The following is a 22480-nucleotide window of genomic DNA, read 5'->3' as shown; positions in this document are numbered from 1 at the left end:
CACTTCGCTCGCGCTCGGTGGCGGCTTCGCGATGCGCGCGCCTTCTGACGGCCGCTCGCTTCGCTCGTTCCGTACGGACCGGCTCCGGCCCGGGCCGTACGGCCCCGCCTGCGGATTCCGCGGTCCTTCCACGACGGCGTGTCAGCCCGACGGCCGGTCGGATTCGTGGAGCGGGGACCGCGGAGCTGCGATCCACGGTTCGCTAGCGCTCCGAAGAGCTGCTAGATTCTGTCCTATTTTGTCCTGCTGTCTGATCTACTTACCCGGTGACGTTACCTGAGGGGTGACCTCACTCCGAGTACCGCCGTTCCGACGCGCACATGTGTCGCTCCGGCGGCAATCGCCTGCTCAAGGTCGCCGCTCATCCCTGCGGAGACCATGGTGGCAGTCGGATGGGCCGCCCGTACGGCGGTTGCGATTTCCGCCAGCCGATCGAAGGCGCGGGCCGGATCTCCGGCCAGCGGGCCGGCCAGCGGAGCGACGGTCATCACACCGTCCAGTCGCAGCCCGGGCGTGTCGGCGATCGCGTCGGCCAGTTGCGCGACGTCCTCCGGCGCGACCCCCGCCCGGTGCTCGCCCTCCCCGTGCGCCTTGTCCAGCGCCACCTGCACCAGGCAGCCCAGCTCCGGGCGCTCCGCCTTGAGCACCGCCGCGGAGAGCGACTCGACCAGCCGGAGCCGGTCCACCGAGTGCACGTGGTTCGCGTAGCGGACGACCGAGCGGACCTTGTTGGTCTGCAACTGGCCGACGAAGTGCCAGTCAAGAGGAAGGTTTCTGCACTGCTCTGCCTTGGGAGCGGCGTCCTGGTCGCGGTTCTCCGCGACGTCCGTCACCCCGAGTCCGGCCAGCAGCGCGGTGTCCTCGGCGGGGTAGGTCTTGGTGACGACGACCAGGGTGACCTCGTCCCGGTCGCGCCCGGCGGCCGCGCACGCGTCCGCGATCCGGCGCTCGACCACGTCGAGGTTGGTGCCGAGTTCCTCGTACCGGGCCCGCTGCCCCTCCGTCAGCGCCGCCGAGAACCCGGCGCTCCCCGGGAACGGTCCGTAGATGTCGTTCGTCATCACTGATCAGAGCCCAACCAGACGTAGCTCGCGAGCCGACCGGTGCGCTGCTCGCGGCGATAGGAGTAGTGATCGGCGGATTCAAGGGTGCAGACCGGTGATCGCACCAGGTCCTTGACCCCCGCCGCGGCCAGCTGGGCCGCGACTCCCTCCGCCACGTCCAGCGCCGGAGTCCCCCAGGAGGTCTCGGCGAAGGCCTCCGGCACCACCGCGGCGACCTCGGCGCGCAGCTGGGCCGGCACCTCGTAGCAGCGGCCGCAGACCGCGGGCCCGGTGGCGGCGGTGATCCGCGAGGGCTCCGCGCCCAGTTCGACCATCGCCCGGACGGCCGCGGGCACCACCCCGGCCGCCAGCCCGGGCCGGCCCGCGTGGGCCGCGCCCACCACGCCCGCCACCGGATCGGCCAGCAGCACCGGGGTGCAGTCGGCGGTCAGCACCGCCAGGGCGAGCGGCCGGTCGGAGACCACCGCGTCCACCGTCGGGGCCTCACCGAGCGGCTGGCGCTCGGTCACCACGGCGACCTCGGCGCCGTGCACCTGGTTCATCCAGACCACGTCGGCCGGGTCGAGCCCCAGCTGCCGGGCGGCCAGCGCCCGGTTCTCCCGCACGGCCCGCGGGTCGTCCCCCACCGCGCCGCCGAGGTTGAGCTCCCCGTACGGCGAAGTGCTCACCCCGCCCCACCGGGAGGTGAAGGCGAAGTGAGCACCCGCGCGGATCGAGTGATCGATCACTTAAGGAAGTCCGGGACGTCGAGCTCCTCGGCCGGGCTCTCCACGAACGGCTGCCGGACCGGCTGCACCTGCGGCGGCACCGGGGCGGCGGTCGTGGTGGCCGGGGTCTCGGCGGTCCGGCTCGACGGGGCGGCCGAGGACTCGCCCTCCGAACGGGACGTCACCGAGCCGATGCTCCCGTAGGACGGGCGGCCGGCCGGGCGCTCCGGGGCGGCCGGCGGGGTGGCCGGGCGCTCCGGGGTGGTGGACTTGACCACCGGGTCGCGGACGATCGCCGGCGGCTGCCCGCCGTCGAAGCCGGCCGCGATGACGGTGACCCGGACCTCGTCGCCGAGCGCGTCGTCGATGACCGCGCCGAAGATGATGTTCGCCTCGGGGTGGGCGGCCTCGCTGACCAGCTGGGCCGACTCGTTGATCTCGAACAGGCCGAGGTCGGAGCCGCCCGAGATGGACAGCAGAACGCCGCGGGCGCCGTCGATCGAGGCCTCCAGCAGCGGCGAGGAGATCGCCATCACGGCGGCGGCCTTGGCGCGGTCCTCACCGCGGGCCGAGCCGATGCCCATGAGCGCCGAACCGGCCTCCGACATGACGGACTTGACGTCGGCGAAGTCGAGGTTGATCAGACCCGGGGTGGTGATCAGGTCGGTGATGCCCTGGACACCGGAGAGCAGGACCTGGTCGGCCGAGCGGAAGGCGTCGAGAACGCTGACCTGGCGGTCCGAAATGGACAGCAGCCGGTCGTTGGGGATCACGATGAGGGTGTCGACCTCTTCGCGCAGGGCGGCGATGCCGTCCTCGGCCTGGTTGGCCCGGCGGCGGCCCTCGAAGGTGAACGGACGGGTGACCACGCCGATGGTCAGGGCGCCCAGCGAGCGCGCGATGTTGGCGACGACGGGCGCGCCGCCCGTGCCCGTGCCACCGCCCTCGCCGGCGGTCACGAAGACCATGTCGGCCCCCTTGAGGACCTCCTCGATCTCCTCGCGGTGGTCCTCGGCGGCCTTGCGGCCGACCTCGGGGTTGGCGCCGGCGCCGAGGCCCCGGGTGAGTTCACGGCCCACATCGAGCTTGACGTCGGCGTCGCTCATCAGGAGGGCCTGCGCATCGGTGTTGATCGCGATGAACTCGACGCCCTTGAGACCGACCTCGATCATCCGGTTGATGGCGTTGACACCACCGCCGCCGATTCCGACGACCTTGATGACTGCGAGGTAGTTCTGCGGTGCTGCCACGTCGAAGGCCTCTCGCCTCGAATTTCCGGGTCGGCCGACCCGGGGCGGGGCCGTACCGACGGATGTCGATGGGTAGGGAGCCTGGTTTCTGACTGAATGTCCGAAATGCCGACCGCCGACCCCAACCCTAAACTTGACCTTTAGGGTTAGTTCTGTGTCTCCGTCACATCACCAGGAAACACAGTCTGGTGACACAGGACACTAGGTGGCTCCAGGCACGCGTTTCAACGAACACGCCGAGCTTCCCTTTTTCTTTTGAGCCTATGTGATCATCGGCCGGCTTAGGAAACCGGGGGTGACCACCAAGAGTCGGGCCGACACTTCAAGGCGTCAACCCCTCCCTCAGGCAGAGAACCTACCGGATCATCCCGACACCGCCGGCGCCTCCGGCGCCGTCACGTCGAAGTTCGTGCCCTTCTGGTTCATCAGCGCGACCAGCACCCGGGCCTTCCGGTCGATCTGCTCCGGACTCCCCCAACGGACCGTCGCACCCCCGCTGAGCTGCAACTCGATGTCGTCGTACGAGTGCACCAGCACCGAGCCGGCCCGCTTGGCGACCTCCGGCGGCAGCCCGGCGGCCACCGCCACCGCGCCCTGCACCAACTGCGAACGGGAGATCACCCCGTCCACGTCGTTCGCCTGCTGACTGAGCCGCAGCTCGACCACCGGAACGCCCTCCGGCGGGGCCGGCTCGGTGGCGAAGCTCACGCCCCCGGCATCCACCTGGGTGAACTGGCCGTCTTCGCCCTTGACGGCGGCCACCGCCCGGCGCTCGACGACCTTCACCCGCAGGGTGTGCGGCCAGCCCCGCCACACCTCGGCCCCGGCCACCCGGGGGATCCCCTCCACCCGGCGCCGGACGTCGTCCAGGTCCACGCGCGCCAGCGGGCCGTCGGCCAGCCCGCCGACCGCCTCGCGGACCTGGTCCGCCGTCAACTTGTCGTCTCTCATCCCCTGGACCGCGACGCTGCGCACGTCCAGGACCGAGGAGAGGAACACCAGCCAGGCCAGCACGCCGAGCACCGTCGCGCCGAGCACGCCCAGCACCACGATGCCCCGCCGGGAGAGCCGGAGGCGGGGAGCGGACTCCTCCACCTCCAGCTCCTCCTCCAACGGGTCGGCGAGCCGGCCGTCAGCCACGGCGGCGGCCGCCGCGGTGGGCCTGGATCGCCTCGTAGACCATGCCGACCAGCAGGTCGTCGGCGTCCCGCCGGCCGAACTCCGCGGCCGACCGGCTCATGTCCCACAGCCGCTGCGGGTCGGTGAGCACCGGCAGCACGTTCTGGAGCACCCAGTCCGGGGTCAGCTCGGCGTCGTCCACCAGCAGGCCGCCGCCGGCCTTGACCATCGGCTGGGCGTTCAGCCGCTGCTCGCCGTTGCCGATCGGCAGCGGGACGAAGGCGGCGGGCAGGCCGACGGCCGCCAGCTCGGCCACCGTCATGGCGCCGGCCCGGCAGAGCATCATGTCGGCCGCCGCGTAGGCGAGGTCCATCCGGTCCAGGTACGGCACCGGGCGGTACGGCGGCATCCCGGGGACGTCCGCCACCTGCGGCAGCTCGTTCTTCGGGCCGACCGCGTGCAGGATCTGCACGCCGTACTGCTGGAGCCGCGGGGCGATCGCGGTGATCGTCTCGTTGAGCCGGCGCGCGCCCTGGGAGCCGCCGGAGACCAGCAGGGTGGGCAGCCGCTGGTCCAGGCCGAAGTAGTGGCGGGCCTCGGGGCGGGCCGCGGCGCGGTCCAGGGTGGCGATGGTCCGGCGCAGCGGGATGCCGATGTACCGGGAGTCGCGCAGCTTGCTGTCCGGCGTGGAGACCGCCACGAAGTCGCTGTAGCGGGCGCCGATCTTGTTGGCCAGGCCCGGGCGGGCGTTCGCCTCGTGCACCACGATCGGCACGCCGGCCCGCTTGGCGGCCAGGTAGGCGGGCATCGCGACGTAGCCGCCGAAGCCGACCACGGCGTCCGCGTTGACCCGCTCGATGATCTCCTGGGCGGCCCGGACGGTGCCGCGCAGCCGGCCGGGGACGGTGATCAGCTCCGGGGTGGGCTTGCGGGGCAGCGGGACGGCCGGGATGAGCTCCAGCTGGTAGCCGCGCTCGGGGACCAGCCGGGTCTCCAGTCCGCGCTCGGTGCCCAGGGCGGTGATCCCGACGGACGGGTCGTGCCTGCGGAGGGCATCCGCGAGGGCCATGGCCGGCTCGATGTGACCGGCGGTCCCCCCGCCGGCGAGTACGACATGCACCGAAATTCACCGCTCCCTGCGTGCCGGCCCCGGGGCCGGGCGCGCTGTGGTTCGTCGTCGTGGCAGCACCCGGGCCAGTTGTCTCCTGATCCGGGAGTTCTTGCTCCGGGCGGCCAGGGCCGCCTTCGCGCCCGAGGAGCTGCGCGCCAGGCACAGCAGCACTCCGATCGCGGACAGGGCCGACAGCATGGCGGAACCGCCGTAGGAGAACAGCGGGAGCGGGACGCCCGCGATGGGCAGCAGTCCCAGCGCCGACCCCAGGTTGATCATGGCCTGCGCCATGATCCAGGTGGTGGCGGCTCCCGCGGCGTACCTGACGAAGGGGTCCTTCGTACCGATGGCCACACGGATACCCGCGTAGCCTAGTGCCGCGAAGAGACCGAGGACCGACAGCGTCCCCACCAGACCGAGTTCCTCGCCGGTCGCGGCGAAGATGAAGTCGGTGTGCGCCTCGGGCAGCTGGCCCCATTTCTCCACGCCGGCGCCGAGGCCGGTGCCGAAGCCGCCGCCGTTGGCGAACGCGAAGACGCCGTGCAGGGCCTGGAAGCAGGCGCCCTCCGGGTCGATCTTGGTGACGCCGATGCAGCTCAGCCGCTCCGCCCGGTGCGGCACGGTGACCACCAGGGCGGTGCAGACCACCACCGCCACCCCGAGGGTGGCCACGAACAGCCGCAGCGGTGCGCCGACCATCCAGAGCAGCGCGAACACCATGGCCACCAGGATCATCGAGGTGCCCATGTCGCCGCCGAACATGATCAGCGCGAGCAGCAGCAGGGCTCCCGGCACCAGCGGCACCAGCAGGTGCTTCCACGAGTTGAGGGTGCCGGCCTTCTGCTTGCGGGCCAGCAGGTCGGCGCCCCAGAGCACCAGGGCGAGCTTGGCGAACTCCGAGGGCTGGAACTGGAAGAAGCCGAAATCCAGCCAGTTCTGGTTGCCGTTGATCCGCACCCCGATGCCGGGGACGGCGACCAGGGTGAGGGCGCCGATCACCCCGATCATCACCGGGTAGACGATCACCCGCAGCACCGCCACCGGGACGGAGGCGAAGCCGATCAGCAGGACCAGGCCGAGGATGGCCGCGATCAGCTGCTTGAGGAAGTAGTACTGCGCCGTGTGGTGCTGGTTCAGGGCGAGGATCTGCGAGGCCGAGAAGACCATCATCAGACCGAGCACGACCAGCAGCAGGGTGCTGCCGAGGACCAGCAGGTACGGGGTGAGCGGCCGGTCCAGCCAGTACCGGACCCGGGCCCGGAAGGCCTGGACCCGGGCCAGTGGACCGGCCGACTTGTACTTGGTCGTGGTGGCGGAGATCACTCTCATCGGCTCGGCGGCGTCCTGCTGCACAACACCGGAATCCGCTCTGCCCTGCCCCGCCACCGCTCCCCGCTCACTCTCTCCGTCCGACGCCCGCGCCGGACCGCCTACTCGCCCGCCAGCTCCCGGACGGACGCCGCGAAGAGGTCGCCGCGCTCGCCGTAGTTGGTGAACATGTCCATCGAGGCGCAGGCCGGTGCCAGCAGCACCGTGTCACCCGATCGGGCGAGCGACGCGGCCGTTCGAACGACCTCGGCCATCGCCACCGCGCCAGTCTGGCCCCCGGCCGCCTCGATCACCGGCACATCCGGAGCGTGTCGCTCCAGTGCCTCCCGGATCAGCGCGCGGTCCTCGCCGATCAGCACCACCGCGCGCAGCCGCTCGGCCGCGCCCTGCACCAGGTCGTCGAAGGTCGCGCCCTTGGCCAGGCCCCCGGCGATCCAGACGATCGGCCGGTAGGCGGCCAGCGAGGCGGCCGCCGCGTGGGTGTTGGTGGCCTTGGAGTCGTCGATGTACGTGACCTCGCGGACCACGCCGACCTCGGCGATCCGGTGGGCGTCCGGGCGGAAGGCCCGCAGGCCCTCCCGGACGGCCTTCGGCTCGACGCCGTACGCCCGGGCCAGCGCCGCCGCGGCGAGCGCGTTGGCGATGTTGTGCGGGGCCGGCGGGTTGACGTCCGCCACGGCGCCCAGCTCGGCCGCGTTCTTGGCCCGGTCCTCGACGAAGGCCCGGTCCACCAGCAGCCCGTCCACCACGCCGAAGTTCGACGGACCGGGCGCGCCGAGGCCGAAGCCGATCGCCCGGCAGCCCTCCTCGACGTCGGCCTCGCGGACCAGCGCCTCGGTGGCCGGGTCGGCCAGGTTGTAGACGCAGGCGACGACGTTGCCCTCGTAGATCCGGCCCTTGTCGGCGGCGTACGCCTCCATCGAGCCGTGCCAGTCGAGGTGGTCGGGTGCCAGGTTGAGCACCGCCGCCGAGTACGGGCGCAGCGAGGGCGCCCAGTGCAGCTGGTAGCTGGAGAGCTCGACGGCGAGCACGTCGTACGGCTCCTCGGCGAGCACCGCGTCCAGCACCGAGACCCCGACGTTGCCGACCGCGGCGGTGCGCTTGCCGGCGGCGGCGAGGATCGAGGCGAGCATCTGGACGGTGGTGGTCTTGCCGTTGGTGCCGGTGACGGCCAGCCAGGGGGCGGGCTCACCGGTGCCGGGCAGCGGCTTGCGCAGCCGCCAGGCCAGCTCGACGTCGCCCCAGACCGGCACCCCGGCCGCCTCGGCGGCGGCGAACAGCGGGCTGTCCGGCGCCCAGCCGGGCGAGGTGACGATCAGCTCGGTGCCCTCGGGCAGGCTCGCGCCGTCGCCGAGCCGCACGGTGACGCCCAGCGCCTCCAGTTCGGCGGCCCGGGCGACCAGACCGGGCCCGCTGCCGCCGTCCACCACGGTGACCCGGGCGCCGAGGCCGTGCAGGACGCGCGCGGCGCTGATGCCCGAGACGCCGAGCCCGGCGACGGCGACCGGCAGGCCGCCGAAGTCCGGGGTGGCCGCGGCCGGGCCGGTCAGGTCGGAGTCGGTCATCCGGTCACCCATCCCGCGTAGAACAGGCCGAGCCCGACGGCGACGCACAGGCCCTGGATGATCCAGAACCTGACCACGATCAGGACCTCGGTCCAGCCCTTGAGTTCGAAGTGGTGCTGCAGTGGCGCCATCTTGAAGACGCGCTTGCCGGTCATCCGGAAGGAGCCGACCTGGATGATCACCGAGAGGGTGATGATCACGTAGAGGCCGCCGAGCAGGGCGAGCAGCAGCTCGGTGCGGGAGCAGATCGCCAGGCCGGCCAGGGCGCCGCCGAGGGCGAGCGAGCCGGTGTCACCCATGAAGATCTTGGCGGGCGAGGTGTTCCACCACAGGAAGCCGAAGCAGGAGCCCATCAGGGCGGAGGCCACGACGGCGAGGTCCAGGGGGTCGCGGATGTCGTAGCAGTTGGCGGTCGCGGTGATGGCGTAGGCGCAGCTCTGGGTGTGCTCCCAGATGCCGATGAAGGTGTAGGCGCCGAAGACCATCACCGAGGCACCGGTGGCGAGACCGTCCAGACCGTCCGTCAGGTTCACGCCGTTCGACATCGCCGCGATCATGAAGTACGCGAAGATGACGAACAGGACGGGGCCGATCGCCCACTTGAAGTCCCGGACGAAGGACAGGCTCTGGGACGCCGGGTTGAGCCCGCGGTCGTCCGGGAACTGCATCGCCAGGACGGCGAACCCGAGGCCGACGATCGACTGGCCCGCCAGCTTCGCCTTGGCCCGCAGGCCCAGCGAGCGGCGCTTGACCACCTTGATGTAGTCGTCCAGGAAGCCGACCAGACCCAGGCCCGCGGTCAGGAAGAGCACCAGCAGCCCGGAGGCGGTCGGGCTCTCGCCCGTTATCGCCTTCGTGGCGAAGTACGCGATCAGGGTCGCCAGGATGAAGGCGATGCCGCCCATGGTGGGCGTGCCCTTCTTGCTGTGGTGCGCCTTGGGGCCGTCGTCACGGATGTACTGGCCGTAGCCGTGCTTCGCGAGCACCTTGATCAGGGCCGGGGTGCCGAGCAGCGACAGGATGAGACCGATCATCCCGGAGAAAAGGATCTGCTTCATTATTCGGCCACACCGTCCGCCAGGAGGGCCTCAGCCACCTTCTCCAGCCCCACCGAACGGGAAGCCTTCACCAGGACCACATCCCCCGGCCGAAGCTGACTGCGCAGCAGCTCGACCGCCGCGTCCGCGTCGGACACCAGCACCGACTCCTCACCCCACGAACCTTCGTTCCTCGCGCCGAGTTCCATGCAGGCCGCCTCGCGTCCGCCCACCGCCACCAGCTTGGTGACGTCGAGCCGGACGGCGAGCCGCCCGATGGCGTCGTGCTCGGCCAGGCTCTCCTCGCCGAGCTCCCGCATCTCGCCGAGCACCGCCCAGGTGCGGCGGCGCTCCGGGCCCCGGCCCCCCATCGAGACGAGCGCCCGCAGCGCGGCCCGCATCGAGTCGGGGTTCGCGTTGTAGGCGTCGTTCACGACGGTGACACCATCGGCCCGGTCGACGACCTCCATGCGCCAGCGGGACAGCGCACCCGCTTCGCCCAGGGCTGCCGCGGTGTCGTCGACGGACATCCCGAGCTCCACCGCCACCGCGGCGGCGGCGAGGGCGTTCGAGACGTGGTGCTCACCGTACAGGCGCAGCTGCACGGGCGCGGAACCGGCCGGGGTGGTGAGCGTGAACGATGGCCGGCCGGTGGCGTCCAGGCGAACGTCGGTGGCCCGCACGTGGGCGTCCGGGGATTCCCCGAACAGGACCACCTTGGCCCTGGTGCGGGAGGCCATCGCGCGCACCAGCCGGTCGTCGGCGTTGAGGATCGCGGCGCCGTCGGCGGGCAGCGACTCGACCAGTTCGCCCTTGGCCTCGGCGATCGCCTCCTGGGAGCCGAACTCGCCGACGTGGGCGGTGCCGACGTTGAGGACCAGGCCGATCCGGGGCGGGGTGATCGAGGTCAGGTACTCGATGTCGCCCTTGTGCCGGGCGCCCATCTCCATGACCAGGTGCCGGGTACCGGCCTCGACCCGCAGCGCGGTCATCGGGTGGCCGATCTCGTTGTTGAGCGAGCCGGGCGGGTAGACGGTCTCGCCGTGGCGCTGGAGCAGCTGGGCGATCAGGTCCTTGGTGCTGGTCTTGCCGGCCGAGCCGGTCAGCGCGACCACGGCGGTGCCCTCGGCGCGGGCGACCACCGTGCGGGCCAGCCGGCCGAGCGCCTCCACCACACTGTCGACCAGGACGGCGGGCACGCCGACCGGGCGGGAGGCCAGCACCGCGACGGCGCCGTCCTCGACCGCCTTGGCCGCGTAGTCGTGGCCGTCCACGTGCTCGCCGACGAAGGCCGCGAACAGGCCGCCGGGGCTCACCTTCCGCGAGTCGACCTCGACCGGGCCGGTGACCAGGGCGTCCGGGTCGGCGCCGTCCAGCGTGCCTCCGACGGCGGCGGCCACCTCGGCGAGGGTCAGTGCGATCACTGCTGCTCTACTCCTCGGTCGCCCCGTGCGGCCGTGGTCTGCGCGATGGATTCGCGCAGCACCTCCCGGTCGTCGAAGGGGCGGATCTCGTCTCGTACGTACTGGCCGAGCTCGTGGCCCTTGCCGGCCACCAGCACGGTGTCCCCCGCCCGGGCACGGGCGACGGCGAGCTCGATCGCCTCGGCCCGGTCGGGGACGACCAGGACGGCCCCGCGCTCGGCCTCGGGCACCGCGGCGGCGCCGGTCAGCATGGTGGCGAGGATCGCCAGCGGGTCCTCGCTGCGCGGGTTGTCGCTGGTCAGCAGGGCGGTGTCGGCCAGGCGGGCGGCGATGGCGCCCATCGGGCCGCGCTTGTGCGGGTCGCGGTCGCCGCCGCAGCCGACCACGACGTGCAGCCGGCCCTCGGTGACCTCGCGCAGCGAGGCGAGGACGGCCTGGAGGGCGTCCGGCTTGTGCGCGTAGTCCACGACGGCGACGAACGGCTGTCCGGCGTCCACCCGCTCCAACCGGCCGGGCACGCCCGGGACGGCGGCGACGCCGGCCACGGCGCGCTCCAGCGGCAGCCCGGCGGCGACCAGCAGGGTGATCGCGGCGAGCGCGTTGGCGACGTTGAACGGGCCGGGCAGCGGGACGGCGGCCTCGGCCTCTGCGCCGTCCGGGCCGACGACCCGGAAGGTGGAGCCGACCGGCCCGAGGTGGACGTCCACGGCCCGCCAGTCCGCCCCGGCGGCGCCGGTGGCCGAGAAGGTGGTCACCGGGATCTTGGCCTCGGCGGCGAGCCGGCGGCCGTACTCGTCGTCCACGTTGACCACGCCGTGGCGGGACTTGCCGGGCTGGAAGAGCCGGGCCTTCGCCTGGAAGTAGTCCTCCATGTCCGGGTGGAAGTCGAGGTGCTCGGGGGTCAGGTTGTTGAACAGCGCCACGTCGTACGCGACGCCGTCGGTGCGGCCGAAGACCAGGGCGTGGCTGGAGACCTCCATGGTCACCGCGTCGGCGCCGCGCTCGGCCATCACGCCGAGGATCGCGTGCAGGTCGGTGGCCTCGGGGGTGGTGCGCTCGCTCTTGATCCGCTCCTCGCCGACCCGCATCTCGACGGTGCCGATCACGCCCGGGCTGCGCCCGGCGCCGCGCAGGCCGCCCTCGACCAGGTACGAGGTGGTGGTCTTGCCGTTGGTGCCGGTCAGCCCGATCATCAGCAGCCGCCGGGACGGGCGGCCGTAGACGATCGCGGCCAGCTCGCCCATGACGGCCCGCGGCCGGTCGACGACCAGCAGCGGCAGGCCGGTGGGGGCCGCGAGCTCGGCGCCGGCCGGGTCGGTGAGCACCGCCACCGCGCCGGACGCCGCGGCCTTGGCCGCGAAGGCCGCGCCGTGGTGGTTGGCGCCCGGGAAGGCCACGTACACGTCGCCCGGGCGGACCGCGCGGGAGTCGTGGGTGACACCGCTGACGGCGCCGCCCTCGACGGGCGGCAGGCCCAGTTCGGCGGCCAGCTCGGCGAGCGGCAGGGCGGTGGTCCCGGTCGGGCGGGGTGGACTCACGGTGGTTTGATCGGGTTTCGGCACGGCGGGAAGGCTATCCGCCCGAGGGTGTCCAGGGCCAAACCGGCCCTTCGCCGCGCCGTCCTCCAGCCCGGCCCGCTCGTCGCTCATCGCTCGCTCACGGCTTCCACTCGACGGCCAGGTTGGGCGCCGGGCTGCCGCTCGGCGGGACCTGCATGGTCTTCAGGGTGAACTCCATCACCTGCTTGAACACCGGTCCGCACAGCTGGCCGCCGAAGTGGCCGTTGACCGGGCCCTGGAGGGTGCAGGAGACGGTGTACCGGGGGGCGTCGGCGGGGGCGAAGCCGATGAAGGAGGCGGTGAAGCCGTCGTACCCCTTGCCGTCGGCGGCGCCCCGGTCGGCGGTGCCGGTCTTGCCGGCGACCCGGTAGCCGGGGATGGCCGCCTTGCCGCCGGTGCCCTGCTCGTCGTCGACGACCGACTCCAGCATCGAGGTGAGGGTCCTGGCCGTCTCCGGGCTGACCACCTGGGTCTGCTCCCCCGGCGCACTCGGCTTGTACGTGCCGTTCGCGTCGGTGACGCCCTGGACGATGCTGGGCGCGACCCGCACCCCGCCGTTGGCGATGGTCGAGTAGACCGAGGTGGCCTGGAGCGCGTTCATCTGCAGCGGGCCCTGCCCGAAGGAGATGTTGTACTTCTCCGAGGCGACCAGATCCTCCGGCTTCTTGAGCATCCCCTGGGCCTCCCCGGGGAAGCCCAGGCCGGTCGGCCGGGCCACGCCGAACTTGCGCATGTAGCCGTCCAGCACCTGGTTGGCCTTCAGCTGGTCGCCGTCGCCGAGGGTCTCGATCGCCTCGATGGTGCCGATGTTGGAGGACTTGGCGAGCACCCCGGCCAGGGTCAGGTACCACGGGTCGTGGTTGACGTCGTCCTTGAACTGCTGCCCGGCCCGGACCAGCCGGTTGGGCACGGTGACCTTGGTGTCCCAGGTGGCCTTGCCGCTGTCCAGGACGGCGGCCAGGCTCATCAGCTTGGCGGTGCTGCCCGGCTCGTACGCGTCGACCAGGGCGGGGTTGCCCAGCTGCTCCGGCTTGGACAGGCTCAGGTCGTTCGGGTTGAAGCCGGGCGCGGTGGCCATCGCGAGGACCTGTCCGGTCTTCACGTCCTGGACCACCACGTAGCCCTTCTCCGCGCCGGAGTTGGCCACCTGGTCGGTGATCGCCCGCTGGGCGGCCCACTGGATGTCCCGGTTGACGGTCAGCTTCACGTCGCTGCCCGGCACGGCCGGCTCCATCGAACCACCGGCGGTGGGCACCAGCCGCCCGCCCGACTGGGCGTAGCTGCTGTGGCCGTCCTTGCCGGCCAGCAGCTTCTGGTACTGCAGCTCCAGGCCGCCGGCGCCCTCGCCCTCGGCGTTGACGAAGCCGACCAGGTTCGCCGCGAGCCCGTCCGCCGGGTAGATCCGCTTCTGGGTCTCCCGGTTGAACACCCCGGCCAGCGGGTTGGCGCACTCGTTGTCCACCCGGGTGCGGCCGCCCTGGTCGGCGGGCTTGCCGAGCAGCTTCTTCTGGGCCTGGCAGGCCCGCGAGCCGGCCTGCTTCTCCAGGCCCGACTTGAGGTCGCTGATCTGCTTCTTGGCGGCCGGGGTCTGCTGGGCCGCGAGCCGCTTGTAACGGCTCTTGGGGGTGTGGAGGTCGGCGGCGATCTTCTCCTTGGGCACGCCGAGGATCGGCGACAGCAGCGCGGCCGCCTGCTCGGGCGCGTCCGGGATGCCGGTCGCCTCCGGGGTGAACATCGCCGGGTCGGCGGTGATGTCGTACGCGTCGACGGTGGCCGCCAGCGCGACGCCGTCGGAGGACGTTATCGAGCCGCGTTCGGCGGTGATCGGGATGTTCAGGTAACGGTTGGTGTTGGCGTCCGCGGCCAGCGCGTCGGCGTCCACCAGCTGGAGCTGCACCAGGCGCCCCGCGAAGACGGAGAACACCAGCGACAGCACGATGGTGATCGCCCGCAGCCGGCGCTTCGGCTCGGCCAGCTTGAGCGCCCTGGGGCGCAGCGACGGACGGCTCTTCGGTCGCACCGCCGCCTGGCTGCGGGCCGGCGGGCGCCCCTCGGGGCGGCGCTGCTGCGGCGCCCGGGGGGTACGGCCGACGGAGGCCGACTTGGCGGGCTGGGCCTTGGCCGACTGGCTGCGCGCGGGCTGGGCCTTGGCGGGCTGACCCTTCGTGGGCTGGCCCTTCTGCGGCTGGCTGCGCGCGGGCTGGGCCTTGGCCGGCTGACCCTTCGCGGGCTGACTGCGGCCGGAGCCGGACTGCGCGCGCGGCGCGCCGCTCCGGGGCACCGGGCGGCGGCCGTTGCCGCCGGAGCCGCTGGTGGGCTGACGTGGGGTACTCATGCGCCCGCCTCGCTCCGCTCGCTCACGCGCCTTCTGACGATCCGCTCGTTCCGCTCGTTCACCGACCGGCACCCCCGCCCGGCTTCGTGCCCGCGGCGGGCGAGACCGGGTTGAGCTGGATCACCGAGTCACCGGCGGACGCCGCCGGGGTCGGCGGCGGGGCGGCCGGCGACGGGGCACCGCCCGGCTGCGGGGCGGCCGGCGACGGCCCGGCGCCGGGCTGGGCCTTGGTCGGCCACGGCTCGGCCGTGGAGCGCTTGACCGGCGGGCTGTCCTGCGCCGGCCCGGGGGTGCCGACCACCTTGCCGCCGTTCGGGACGTCCAGGAAGGCCATGCCGCCGGCCGGGACCATGCCGAGTTCGGCCGCGCGCCTGGCCAGCGCGTCCGGGGCCGAGCTCTTGTCGATCTCGTGCTGGAGGCTCTGCTGCTCGTCGGTCGCCACGGTGGTCTGCTTCTGCAGCCGGGACAGCTCGAAGGAGCCCTCGTTGAGCGCGGTGTTCAGCGCGAGCAGGCCGAGCAGCCCGGCCGCCAGCAGCACCACGATGAGCACCGCGAACGGCGTGCGCCGCCGTACCGGGCGTCTGCCCGGCCGGACCGTGATCCGCGCCCTGCCCTGCCCGGGGAGTCCTCCCCGCCCCGCCCGGACCTCACCGGCCACCGGCCCCACCGCTCTCCTCCGCCCTTCGGACCCCGCCGGGGCCGGTTCGTCAGCCCCGCTTGCTTCGGTCCCTGATCCTCTCCGCCACCCGCAGCCGCACGGGCGCGGCGCGCCGGTTCTCCTCGATCTCCTCCTCGGTGGCCAGCTCGGCACCGCGGGTGATCAGTTTGAGCCAGGGCTGGTGCTCCTCCGGGATGAACGGCAGCCCCGGCGGGGCGGTGCTGGTGGCGCCGGCGGCGAAGTACTGCTTGACCAGCCGGTCCTCCAGCGACTGGTAGGACATCACCACGATCCGGCCGCCCATCGCGAGGGCGTCCAGCGCGCCGGGGATCGCCCGGTCCAGGACCTCCAGCTCGCCGTTGACCTCGATCCGCAGCGCCTGGAACGTCCGCTTGGCCGGGTTCCCGCCGGTCCGACGGGTCGCCGCCGGGATGGCGTTGCGCACCAACTCGACCAGACGCGCGCTGTTGGTGAACGGTTCCTTCTCCCGCTCCCGCAGGATCACCGAGGCGATCTTCCCGGCGAACCGCTCCTCGCCGTACACCTTGAGGATCCGTGCCAGGTCACCGTGGCTGTAGGTGTTCAGCACCTCCGCCGCGCTGATCCCCCGGGTCTGGTCCATCCGCATGTCCAGCGGCGCGTCCTGCGCGTACGCGAAGCCGCGCTCCGCCTCGTCCAGCTGCATCGAGGAGACGCCGAGGTCGAAGAGGACGCCGTCCACCTCGTCGATGCCCAGGCGCTCCAGCACCTCGGGGATCTCGTCGTAGACGGCGTGCACCAGGGTGGCCCGGTCGCCGAACGGCGCCAGCCGCTCGCCGGACAGCTTCAGCGCCACCGGGTCGCGGTCCACCGCGATCAGCCGCACGTCCGGGAACTGGGTCAGCAGCGCCTCGCTGTGCCCGCCGAGGCCGAGGGTGGCGTCCACCACGACGGCACCGGGGCGCGAGATCGCCGGGGCCAGCGCGTCCATGCACCGCTGGAGCATCACCGGAACGTGCTTCGGGCCCGGTTCGTTGGTGGTCATGCGCGGTGGCGCCCTTCCTCGGTGCGGAGCAGCCCGACGTCCGGGAGCTGCGACCATTCTCGCCCACCGCGCCCCGGCACGACGAAGCGGCCCGTGGTCCCCGCCCGCTCGAGGGGAAGGTCGTGACCGCCCGGCGCCGGGGAAGGTGCGCCAGGTGGGCACGGAGCGGGAGGAGGCCACGGGCCGCGTCGACCGGGCCGCACCGGCCGGGAGGGCCCCGTTGACGGGCCCCGGCGGGTGTGCTCCACTGCGCCGCAAACTCTATCGCGCGGGCCTTGCCAGTCAATGGTCCGCTCCGGCGCACCACCCGGGCGGCGGTACGGATCACCGCAGGTCGCGGCCGTGGGGGTGGACCGGTGGCGGCGGGGAACGGGGGCCTTCGGCGGCGGGCGCGCGCCCCCTGTCCGCCCCGCGTGCGGGTCACCTCGGCACCAGCCCGGTACCAGCCCGGACAAACCCTCCCGTTGTGGCTATGCACTCGATCACAGCGCCCGGTTCTGTAGCTCATCGCCCCACCGCGCGGGCCCGATCCGCACTAACGTCGCCACCATGACAGTGACACCCGACCGGCCCTCGCCGAACGCCGCTGCCGACCCCGTCAGACCCACCGTCATCGACCGCTTCGTGACGGCCAACCGCACCTACGCCGTGACCTTCCAGGACGGCGGGATGGACGCCCGTCCGGTGCAGAAGATCGCCGTGGTCGCCTGCATGGACGCCCGCCTCGACCTGTTCGCCGCGCTCGGCCTCGAACTCGGCGACGCGCACGTCATCCGCAACGCCGGAGGCGTCGTCACCGACGACACCATCCGGTCCCTGACCATCAGCCAGCGCGCCCTCGGCACCCGCTCGATCGCGCTGATCCACCACACCGGCTGCGGCCTGCTCGGGCTCACCGAGGACTTCCGCCGCGAGCTGGAGCTGGAGGTCGGCCAGCGCCCGCAGTGGGCGGTGGAGGCCTTCGTCGACCTGGACGGCGACGTCCGCCAGTCCATGCAGCGCGTCCGCACCTCTCCCTTCCTGCTGCACACCGACGACGTCCGCGGCTTCGTCTTCGACGTCCACACCGGCCTGCTGCGCGAGATCGACTGAGTTCTCCGCCCGCTCGTCCCCGGGCGGGTCACAGCCGCCCGGAGGCGAGCGGGCAGGTCACCGCCGTCCGGTCCATCCGGGCGCCGCCGAATGGTGACTTCTGGCCATCCCGCAGGGGAGAATGCGCCTGCCGGTCGGACCCCGAACCACCTGGGGCGGCCAGGCCGCAGGCCGCCTTCCCGGCGCCGGATCCTCGTTCGGAACCGCCCCCGGGACGGCCGCGTCAAGCATGGGGTGGGGCCCGGCCTCGGGACGGGGCGGGCACAGGGTGCCAGGGAGCGTAAACGGGTGACGAGCTACAACGATCAGGCCGGACTCGGCAGTCCTGCGGGGGGCGAGCAGCAGAGGGCGAACGGGTACCAGCCGGTCGGGCTCCCCGAGCTCGCCGCGGTCGTCGACCGCGTCCGCGCCAACGTCGAGAGCGTGATCGAGGGCAAGCCGGAGGCCGTCCGGATCGCCCTGACCGTCCTGCTCGCCGAGGGCCACCTGCTGCTGGAGGACGTGCCCGGCGTCGGCAAGACCATGCTGGCCAAGGCGCTCGCCCGCTCGCTCGACTGCACCGTGCGCCGCATCCAGTTCACGCCGGACCTGCTGCCCTCGGACGTCACCGGCACCAACATCTACGACCAGCAGCGGCACGACTTCGAGTTCCGCCCGGGCGCGATCTTCGCCCAGGTCGTGGTCGGCGACGAGATCAACCGCGCCTCGCCCAAGACCCAGTCCGCGCTGCTGGAGTCCATGGAGGAGCGCCAGGTCACCATCGACGGCACCAGCTACGAGCTGCCCTCGCCGTTCATGGTCGTGGCCACCCAGAACCCGGTCGAGATGGAGGGCACGTACCCGCTGCCGGAGGCCCAGCGCGACCGCTTCATGGCCCGGATCTCGATCGGCTACCCCAGCCCCGAGGCCGAGCTCGCGATGCTGGACGTGCACGCCGGCGCCAGCCCGCTGGAGGACCTCCAGCCGGTCGCGCACGCCTCCGACATCCTCAAGCTGATCGACCTGGTCCGCAGCGTGCACATCGCCGACCCGGTCCGCCGCTACGCCGTCGACCTGGTCGGCGCCACCCGCACCAGCCCGGAGCTGCGCCTGGGCGCCTCGCCGCGCGCCACCCTGCACCTGGTCCGGGCCGCCCGCGCCGCCGCCGCGCTGGACGGACGCGACTACGTCACCCCGGACGACATCCAGCGCCTCGCCGTCCCGGTCCTGGCGCACCGCCTGATGCCGACCGCCGAGACCCAGCTCAGCCGCCGCACCTCCGAGCAGATCGTGGCCGACCTGGTCGCCCGGCTGCCGCTGCCGCGCCCGCAGGGCGGCCCGGCCGTCCGGAGGGGCTGAGGTGACCCAGTCCGACTCCGCTTCGGGGCTGCGGGCCGGGTTCCGCGGTCTCACCACCCGGGGGCGGTCCTTCCTCGCCGCCGGGGTCACCGCGGTGGTCTGTTCCTACCTGCTCGACCAGGACGCCCTGCTGCGCGTCGGCGTCCTGCTCGCCGCGCTGCCGCTGGTCGCCGTGGTGGTGGTCGCCAACACCCGCTACCGGGTGGCCAGCGGACGCCGGCTCAGCCCGCGCCGGGCGGTCGCCGGCCAGGAGGCCCGGGTCCACCTGCGGGTCGACAACGTCTCCCGGGTGCCCACCGGCGTGCTGCTGCTGGAGGACAAGGTCCCGTACGTGCTCGGGCCGCGCCCGCGCTTCGTACTGGACCGGGTCGAGCCGCGCGGCCACCGCGAGGTCTCCTACCGGGTCCGCTCCGACCTGCGCGGCCGCTACCCGCTCGGGCCGCTCCAGCTGCGGCTGACCGACCCGTTCGGGATGTGCGAGGTGACCCGCGGCTTCACCGCCTCCGACGTCCTCACCGTCGTCCCCCAGGTCCAGGCGCTGCCCGCGGTACGGCTCAGCGGCGAGTGGATCGGCCAGGGCGAGAGCCACAGCCGCACCCTCGCGCTGGCCGGCGACGACGACGTGATCCTGCGCGAGTACCGGCCCGGCGACGACCTGCGCCGGGTGCACTGGCGCTCCACCGCCCGCTACGGCGAGCTGATGGTGCGCCGCGAGGAGCAGCCGCAGCAGGCCCGGGCGACCGTCCTGCTGGACACCCGGGAGATCGCCCACCGGGGCAGCGGCCCCGCCTCCTCCTTCGAGTGGGGGGTCGCCTGCGCCGCCTCCGTCGCCGTGCACCTGCTGGAGCGCGGCTACCAGACCCGGCTGCTCACCGACACCGGGCAGTCGGTGCCCGGGCCGGGGGCGGGCGGCAGCCACAGCGGTGCCGACACCTCCGGGCTGATCCTGGACGCCCTCGCCGTCGCCGACCTGTCCGACGGCGGCACCCTCTCCCGCGCCGAGGATCCGCTGCGGGCCGGCGGCGAGGGCCTGCTGGTCGCCGTCCTCGGCGACCTGGACGACGCCCAGGCCACCCGGCTGGGCCGGCTGCGCGGCCGCGCCGGCGGGGCGATCGCCTTCCTGCTGGACACCGGCACCTGGGCCGGCCTGCGGATGCTCGCCCCGGACACCGGCGGCGACGACTTCCGGGCCCGGGTCCAGCGGCTGCGCGAATCCGGCTGGACGGTGATCCCGGTGCGTGCCGGGGACTCCGTACCGGACCTGTGGCGGGCCGCCGACGGCAGCAGGACCACCGCCCCCTACCGAGAAGAGGCCGGCGCGTGACCACCCGGGCCAAACTGACCGTGTTCTCGGCGCTGGCCACCACCCTCGCCTCGCTGTGCATGATGCCGCTGCTCACCACCCGCAGCTGGTTCACCCACGCCGTCCTGGTGATCGCCGTGATCGCCGCGGTCGGCGCCGGGCTGCGCCGTTCCCCGCTGTACCGCTGGACGGTGCCGGTCGGGCAGCTGCTGGTGCTGCTCCTGCTGCTGCTGCTCGGCTTCGCGGGCGCCGGCGGGGTGCTGCCCGGGCCGTCCACGATGCGGGTCCTGGACCAGGTCCTCGCCGCCGGCCTGGACGACATACAGCAGTACGCCATCCCGGCTCCGCCCACCGCCGGACTGCGGCTGATCCTGGTCTCGGCGGTCGGCCTGATCGCCGTCGCGGTGGACACCGTCGCGGTGACCTACCGGCGCTCGGCGCTGGCCGGGCTGCCGCTGCTGGCCCTGTACTCGGTCGGCAACGGCCTGGCCGGGGAGCACGGCAGCTGGGTCTGGTTCGCCGTCGCCGCGGCCGGCTACCTGCTGCTGCTGTTCGCCGAGGGCCAGGACCGGGTCTCCCGCTGGGGCCGGGTCTTCTACGGCGGCGCGCGGGGCTCGGTGGAGTCCGGCCGGGTCAACCCGGGCGGCCGGCAGGTCGGCGTGCTGGCCCTGGCGGTGGCGCTGCTGCTGCCGGCGGTCCTGCCGCACTGGAGCTCCGGGCTGCTGGACTCCGGCTCCGGCGGGTCGAAGGGCAAGGGCGTCGGCGGAAGCCTGTCGACCAGCCTCGACCCCCTGGTCAGCCTGGAGGCCGCGGTCACCAAGCCGACCGACGCGGAGCTGCTCAGGTACACCATGGACAGCCCGCTGGCCGACCAGATCTACCTGCGGACCGGCTCGCTCGACCAGTTCGACGGCACCAACTGGAAGCTCGGCAGCACCACGGTCAACGACCTCCCGGCCACGCTGCCCACCCCCGAGGGCCTGCGCAACGCCCAGCTCCCCCGGATCGAGGGCGACTTCGAGGTCAGCGACCGGCTGGAGGGGAGCTGGCTGCCGATGCCCTACCCGGCCGCCTCCGTCCGGGTCCCCGACCCCGGCGACTGGAAGCTCGACCCGCTGACCCGCACCGTCCTGCCGACCAACGACAAGGCGATCCGCGGCCTGCGCTACCACGTCAGCGCCCTGGACCTGCGGCCCACCGCCTCCGAGCTGCGCCTCGCCGGCACCGCGCCGCAGGACGTCAGGGAGCACTACACCGCCGTCCCGGGCGACCTGCCGCCGGTGGTCACCGAGAAGGCCAAGGCCGTCACCGCGGGCGCGCAGAACGACTTCGACCGGGCGACGGCGCTGGTCAACTGGTTCACCGGGCCGGACTTCACGTACGACACCTCGGTCAACGGCGGCACCGGCAGCAACGCCATCTCCGTCTTCCTGCGCGACCGCCGGGGCTTCTGCGTGCACTTCGCCTCCACCATGGCGGCGATGGCCCGGACGCTGAAGATCCCGGCCCGGGTGGCGGTGGGCTTCACCCCCGGCGACAACAAGGGCGGCAACGTCTACTCGGTGACCGGCCGGATGTACCACGCCTGGCCCGAGCTGTACTTCGCGGGCTACGGCTGGCTGCGCTTCGAGCCGACCCCGAGCCGTGGCGTCGCGGCCCGCTACACCGAGGCGTCCAGCGTCCCGTCCACCGCGCCGACCCAGCAGGCGACCGCCGCCCCGCAGACCGCCCCGGCCGCCCCGGTGCCGACCTCCGGCTCGGACTGCACCCCCAAGCAGCGCCAGCTGGGCGAGTGCGACACCAAGGGGAAGACCGCCGCCAAGGCCGCCGAGGAGTCCTGGCTGCTCTCCGGCCAGGTGCTCGGCACCCTGGCCGGGGTGCTCGTGCTGCTCGCACTGCTGCTCGCCCCGATGCTCTGGCGCGCCGCCGTGCGCCGCCGCCGGCTGGGCGGCGGCGGCCGGCGCGGGCCCGGCGGGAGCGGGCCGGCGGAGCTGACCGACGCCCAGGTGCTGGCCGCCTGGGACGAGCTGGTCGACTCCGCCTGGGACCTCGGAATTCCCCCGGACGAGTCACGCACCCCGCGCTCGGCGGCCCGCCGGATCACCGAGAAGGCGCAACTGGACGCGGACTCGGCGGCGGCCACCGGCCGGCTGGCGCTGGCCACCGAACGGGTGCTCTACGCCCCGCCCGGACGGCCCAGCACGGAGCCGCTGGCCTCCGACGTGCGCACCGTCCGGCGCGGGCTGCGGGCGAGCGCCGGCCGGGCCGGGCGGACCAGGGCGCTGCTGCTGCCGCCGTCCTCGGCCCAGCTGTGGTGGCGGATCTCCGACGCGGCGCGGGCGGCCCGGACGGCGGTCGGCACCCGGGTCGGCCGGGCGGTCGAGACGGTCCGCGCGCCGGTGCGGCGGGTCTTCACCCGGCGCAAGCGCTCCACGCCGGGGTCGTGACGGCGCGACCGTGACGCCGGCCTCCTGATCCGGACACGAAGCCGGGGCGGGGGGGCGGGGGGCGGGCCCCCCCCCGGGGGGGGGGTTGGGGGGGGGGGGGGGCGGGAGGCGCGCGGCG

The 22480-nt window shown here is 73.4% G+C and carries 17 protein-coding genes; 4 read left to right on the top strand and 13 right to left on the bottom strand.

The window, feature by feature from the left end; genetic code table 11:
- Positions 1-272: 272 nt before the first annotated feature.
- From ABZ449_RS30720 to rsmH, 13 genes are all read right to left on the bottom strand, one after another.
- Positions 273-1061 (bottom strand): YggS family pyridoxal phosphate-dependent enzyme, encoded by a 789-nt coding sequence (locus ABZ449_RS30720; RefSeq protein WP_360352701.1) that lies wholly within the window; start codon positions 1059-1061, stop codon positions 273-275.
- A complete protein-coding gene (gene pgeF / locus ABZ449_RS30715) occupies positions 1061-1792 on the bottom strand; it encodes a peptidoglycan editing factor PgeF (protein WP_360352699.1) in 732 nt (243 codons plus the stop codon). Before pgeF ends, ABZ449_RS30720 begins: the two co-directional genes overlap by 1 nt.
- The gene (gene ftsZ / locus ABZ449_RS30710) at positions 1789-3021 is read right to left on the bottom strand and encodes a cell division protein FtsZ (RefSeq protein WP_360352698.1); all 1233 of its coding nucleotides are present in this window, start codon (positions 3019-3021) and stop codon (positions 1789-1791) included. The genes pgeF and ftsZ overlap by 4 nt, the downstream gene beginning before the upstream one ends.
- A 363-nt stretch (positions 3022-3384) precedes the next feature.
- Complete coding sequence (locus tag ABZ449_RS30705; protein WP_360352696.1) at positions 3385-4161, bottom strand: FtsQ-type POTRA domain-containing protein; 777 nt, start codon at positions 4159-4161, stop codon at positions 3385-3387.
- Positions 4154-5260, bottom strand: a complete 1107-nt coding sequence (murG, locus tag ABZ449_RS30700; RefSeq protein ID WP_359912813.1) for an undecaprenyldiphospho-muramoylpentapeptide beta-N-acetylglucosaminyltransferase — start codon at positions 5258-5260, stop codon at positions 4154-4156. Before murG ends, ABZ449_RS30705 begins: the two co-directional genes overlap by 8 nt.
- Before the next feature lie 6 nt (positions 5261-5266).
- On the bottom strand, positions 5267-6580 hold the full coding sequence (ftsW, locus tag ABZ449_RS30695) for a putative lipid II flippase FtsW (RefSeq protein ID WP_360352741.1): 1314 nt from the start codon (positions 6578-6580) through the stop codon (positions 5267-5269).
- A 101-nt stretch (positions 6581-6681) separates the two neighbouring features.
- Positions 6682-8145: a UDP-N-acetylmuramoyl-L-alanine--D-glutamate ligase gene (murD, locus tag ABZ449_RS30690; protein WP_360352694.1), complete on the bottom strand. Its 1464-nt coding sequence runs from the start codon at positions 8143-8145 to the stop codon at positions 6682-6684.
- A complete protein-coding gene (gene mraY, locus ABZ449_RS30685) occupies positions 8142-9203 on the bottom strand; it encodes a phospho-N-acetylmuramoyl-pentapeptide-transferase (RefSeq protein ID WP_359827635.1) in 1062 nt (353 codons plus the stop codon). Before mraY ends, murD begins: the two co-directional genes overlap by 4 nt.
- Positions 9203-10606 carry a UDP-N-acetylmuramoyl-tripeptide--D-alanyl-D-alanine ligase gene (gene murF, locus ABZ449_RS30680; protein ID WP_360352692.1) on the bottom strand — a complete coding sequence of 468 codons (1404 nt, stop codon included), beginning with the start codon at positions 10604-10606 and terminating at the stop codon, positions 9203-9205. The genes mraY and murF overlap by 1 nt, the downstream gene beginning before the upstream one ends.
- Positions 10603-12168 (bottom strand): UDP-N-acetylmuramoyl-L-alanyl-D-glutamate--2,6-diaminopimelate ligase, encoded by a 1566-nt coding sequence (locus tag ABZ449_RS30675; RefSeq protein ID WP_360352690.1) that lies wholly within the window; start codon positions 12166-12168, stop codon positions 10603-10605. Before ABZ449_RS30675 ends, murF begins: the two co-directional genes overlap by 4 nt.
- Before the next feature lie 94 nt (positions 12169-12262).
- On the bottom strand, positions 12263-14500 hold the full coding sequence (locus tag ABZ449_RS30670) for a penicillin-binding transpeptidase domain-containing protein (RefSeq protein ID WP_360352689.1): 2238 nt from the start codon (positions 14498-14500) through the stop codon (positions 12263-12265).
- 58 nt (positions 14501-14558) lie between these two features.
- Positions 14559-15050, bottom strand: coding sequence for a hypothetical protein (locus tag ABZ449_RS30665; RefSeq protein ID WP_360352687.1), 492 nt, complete (start codon positions 15048-15050; stop codon positions 14559-14561).
- A gap of 157 nt (positions 15051-15207) precedes the next feature.
- Positions 15208-16182, bottom strand: a complete 975-nt coding sequence (gene rsmH / locus ABZ449_RS30660) for a 16S rRNA (cytosine(1402)-N(4))-methyltransferase RsmH (RefSeq protein ID WP_360352685.1) — start codon at positions 16180-16182, stop codon at positions 15208-15210.
- 549 nt (positions 16183-16731) lie between these two features.
- Between rsmH and ABZ449_RS30655 the strand changes: the two genes are divergently transcribed.
- From ABZ449_RS30655 to ABZ449_RS30640, 4 genes are all read left to right on the top strand, one after another.
- Positions 16732-17274, top strand: coding sequence for a carbonic anhydrase (locus ABZ449_RS30655; RefSeq protein ID WP_360352684.1), 543 nt, complete (start codon positions 16732-16734; stop codon positions 17272-17274).
- A gap of 423 nt (positions 17275-17697) precedes the next feature.
- On the top strand, positions 17698-18612 hold the full coding sequence (locus tag ABZ449_RS30650) for a MoxR family ATPase (protein WP_360352739.1): 915 nt from the start codon (positions 17698-17700) through the stop codon (positions 18610-18612).
- Position 18613: 1 nt separating this feature from the next.
- Entirely contained in the window at positions 18614-19936 is a 1323-nt protein-coding gene (locus ABZ449_RS30645) for a DUF58 domain-containing protein (RefSeq protein ID WP_360352683.1), read from the top strand.
- Positions 19933-22362 carry a DUF3488 and transglutaminase-like domain-containing protein gene (locus ABZ449_RS30640; protein WP_360352681.1) on the top strand — a complete coding sequence of 810 codons (2430 nt, stop codon included), beginning with the start codon at positions 19933-19935 and terminating at the stop codon, positions 22360-22362. Before ABZ449_RS30645 ends, ABZ449_RS30640 begins: the two co-directional genes overlap by 4 nt.
- Positions 22363-22480: the final 118 nt, after the last annotated feature.

It is taken from the genome of Kitasatospora sp. NPDC005856 (assembly GCF_040629945.1).
GTDB lineage: Bacteria > Actinomycetota > Actinomycetes > Streptomycetales > Streptomycetaceae > Kitasatospora.
Note: the sequence above shows the minus strand (reverse complement) of the source record. Positions and strands in the feature narration are given on the sequence as shown.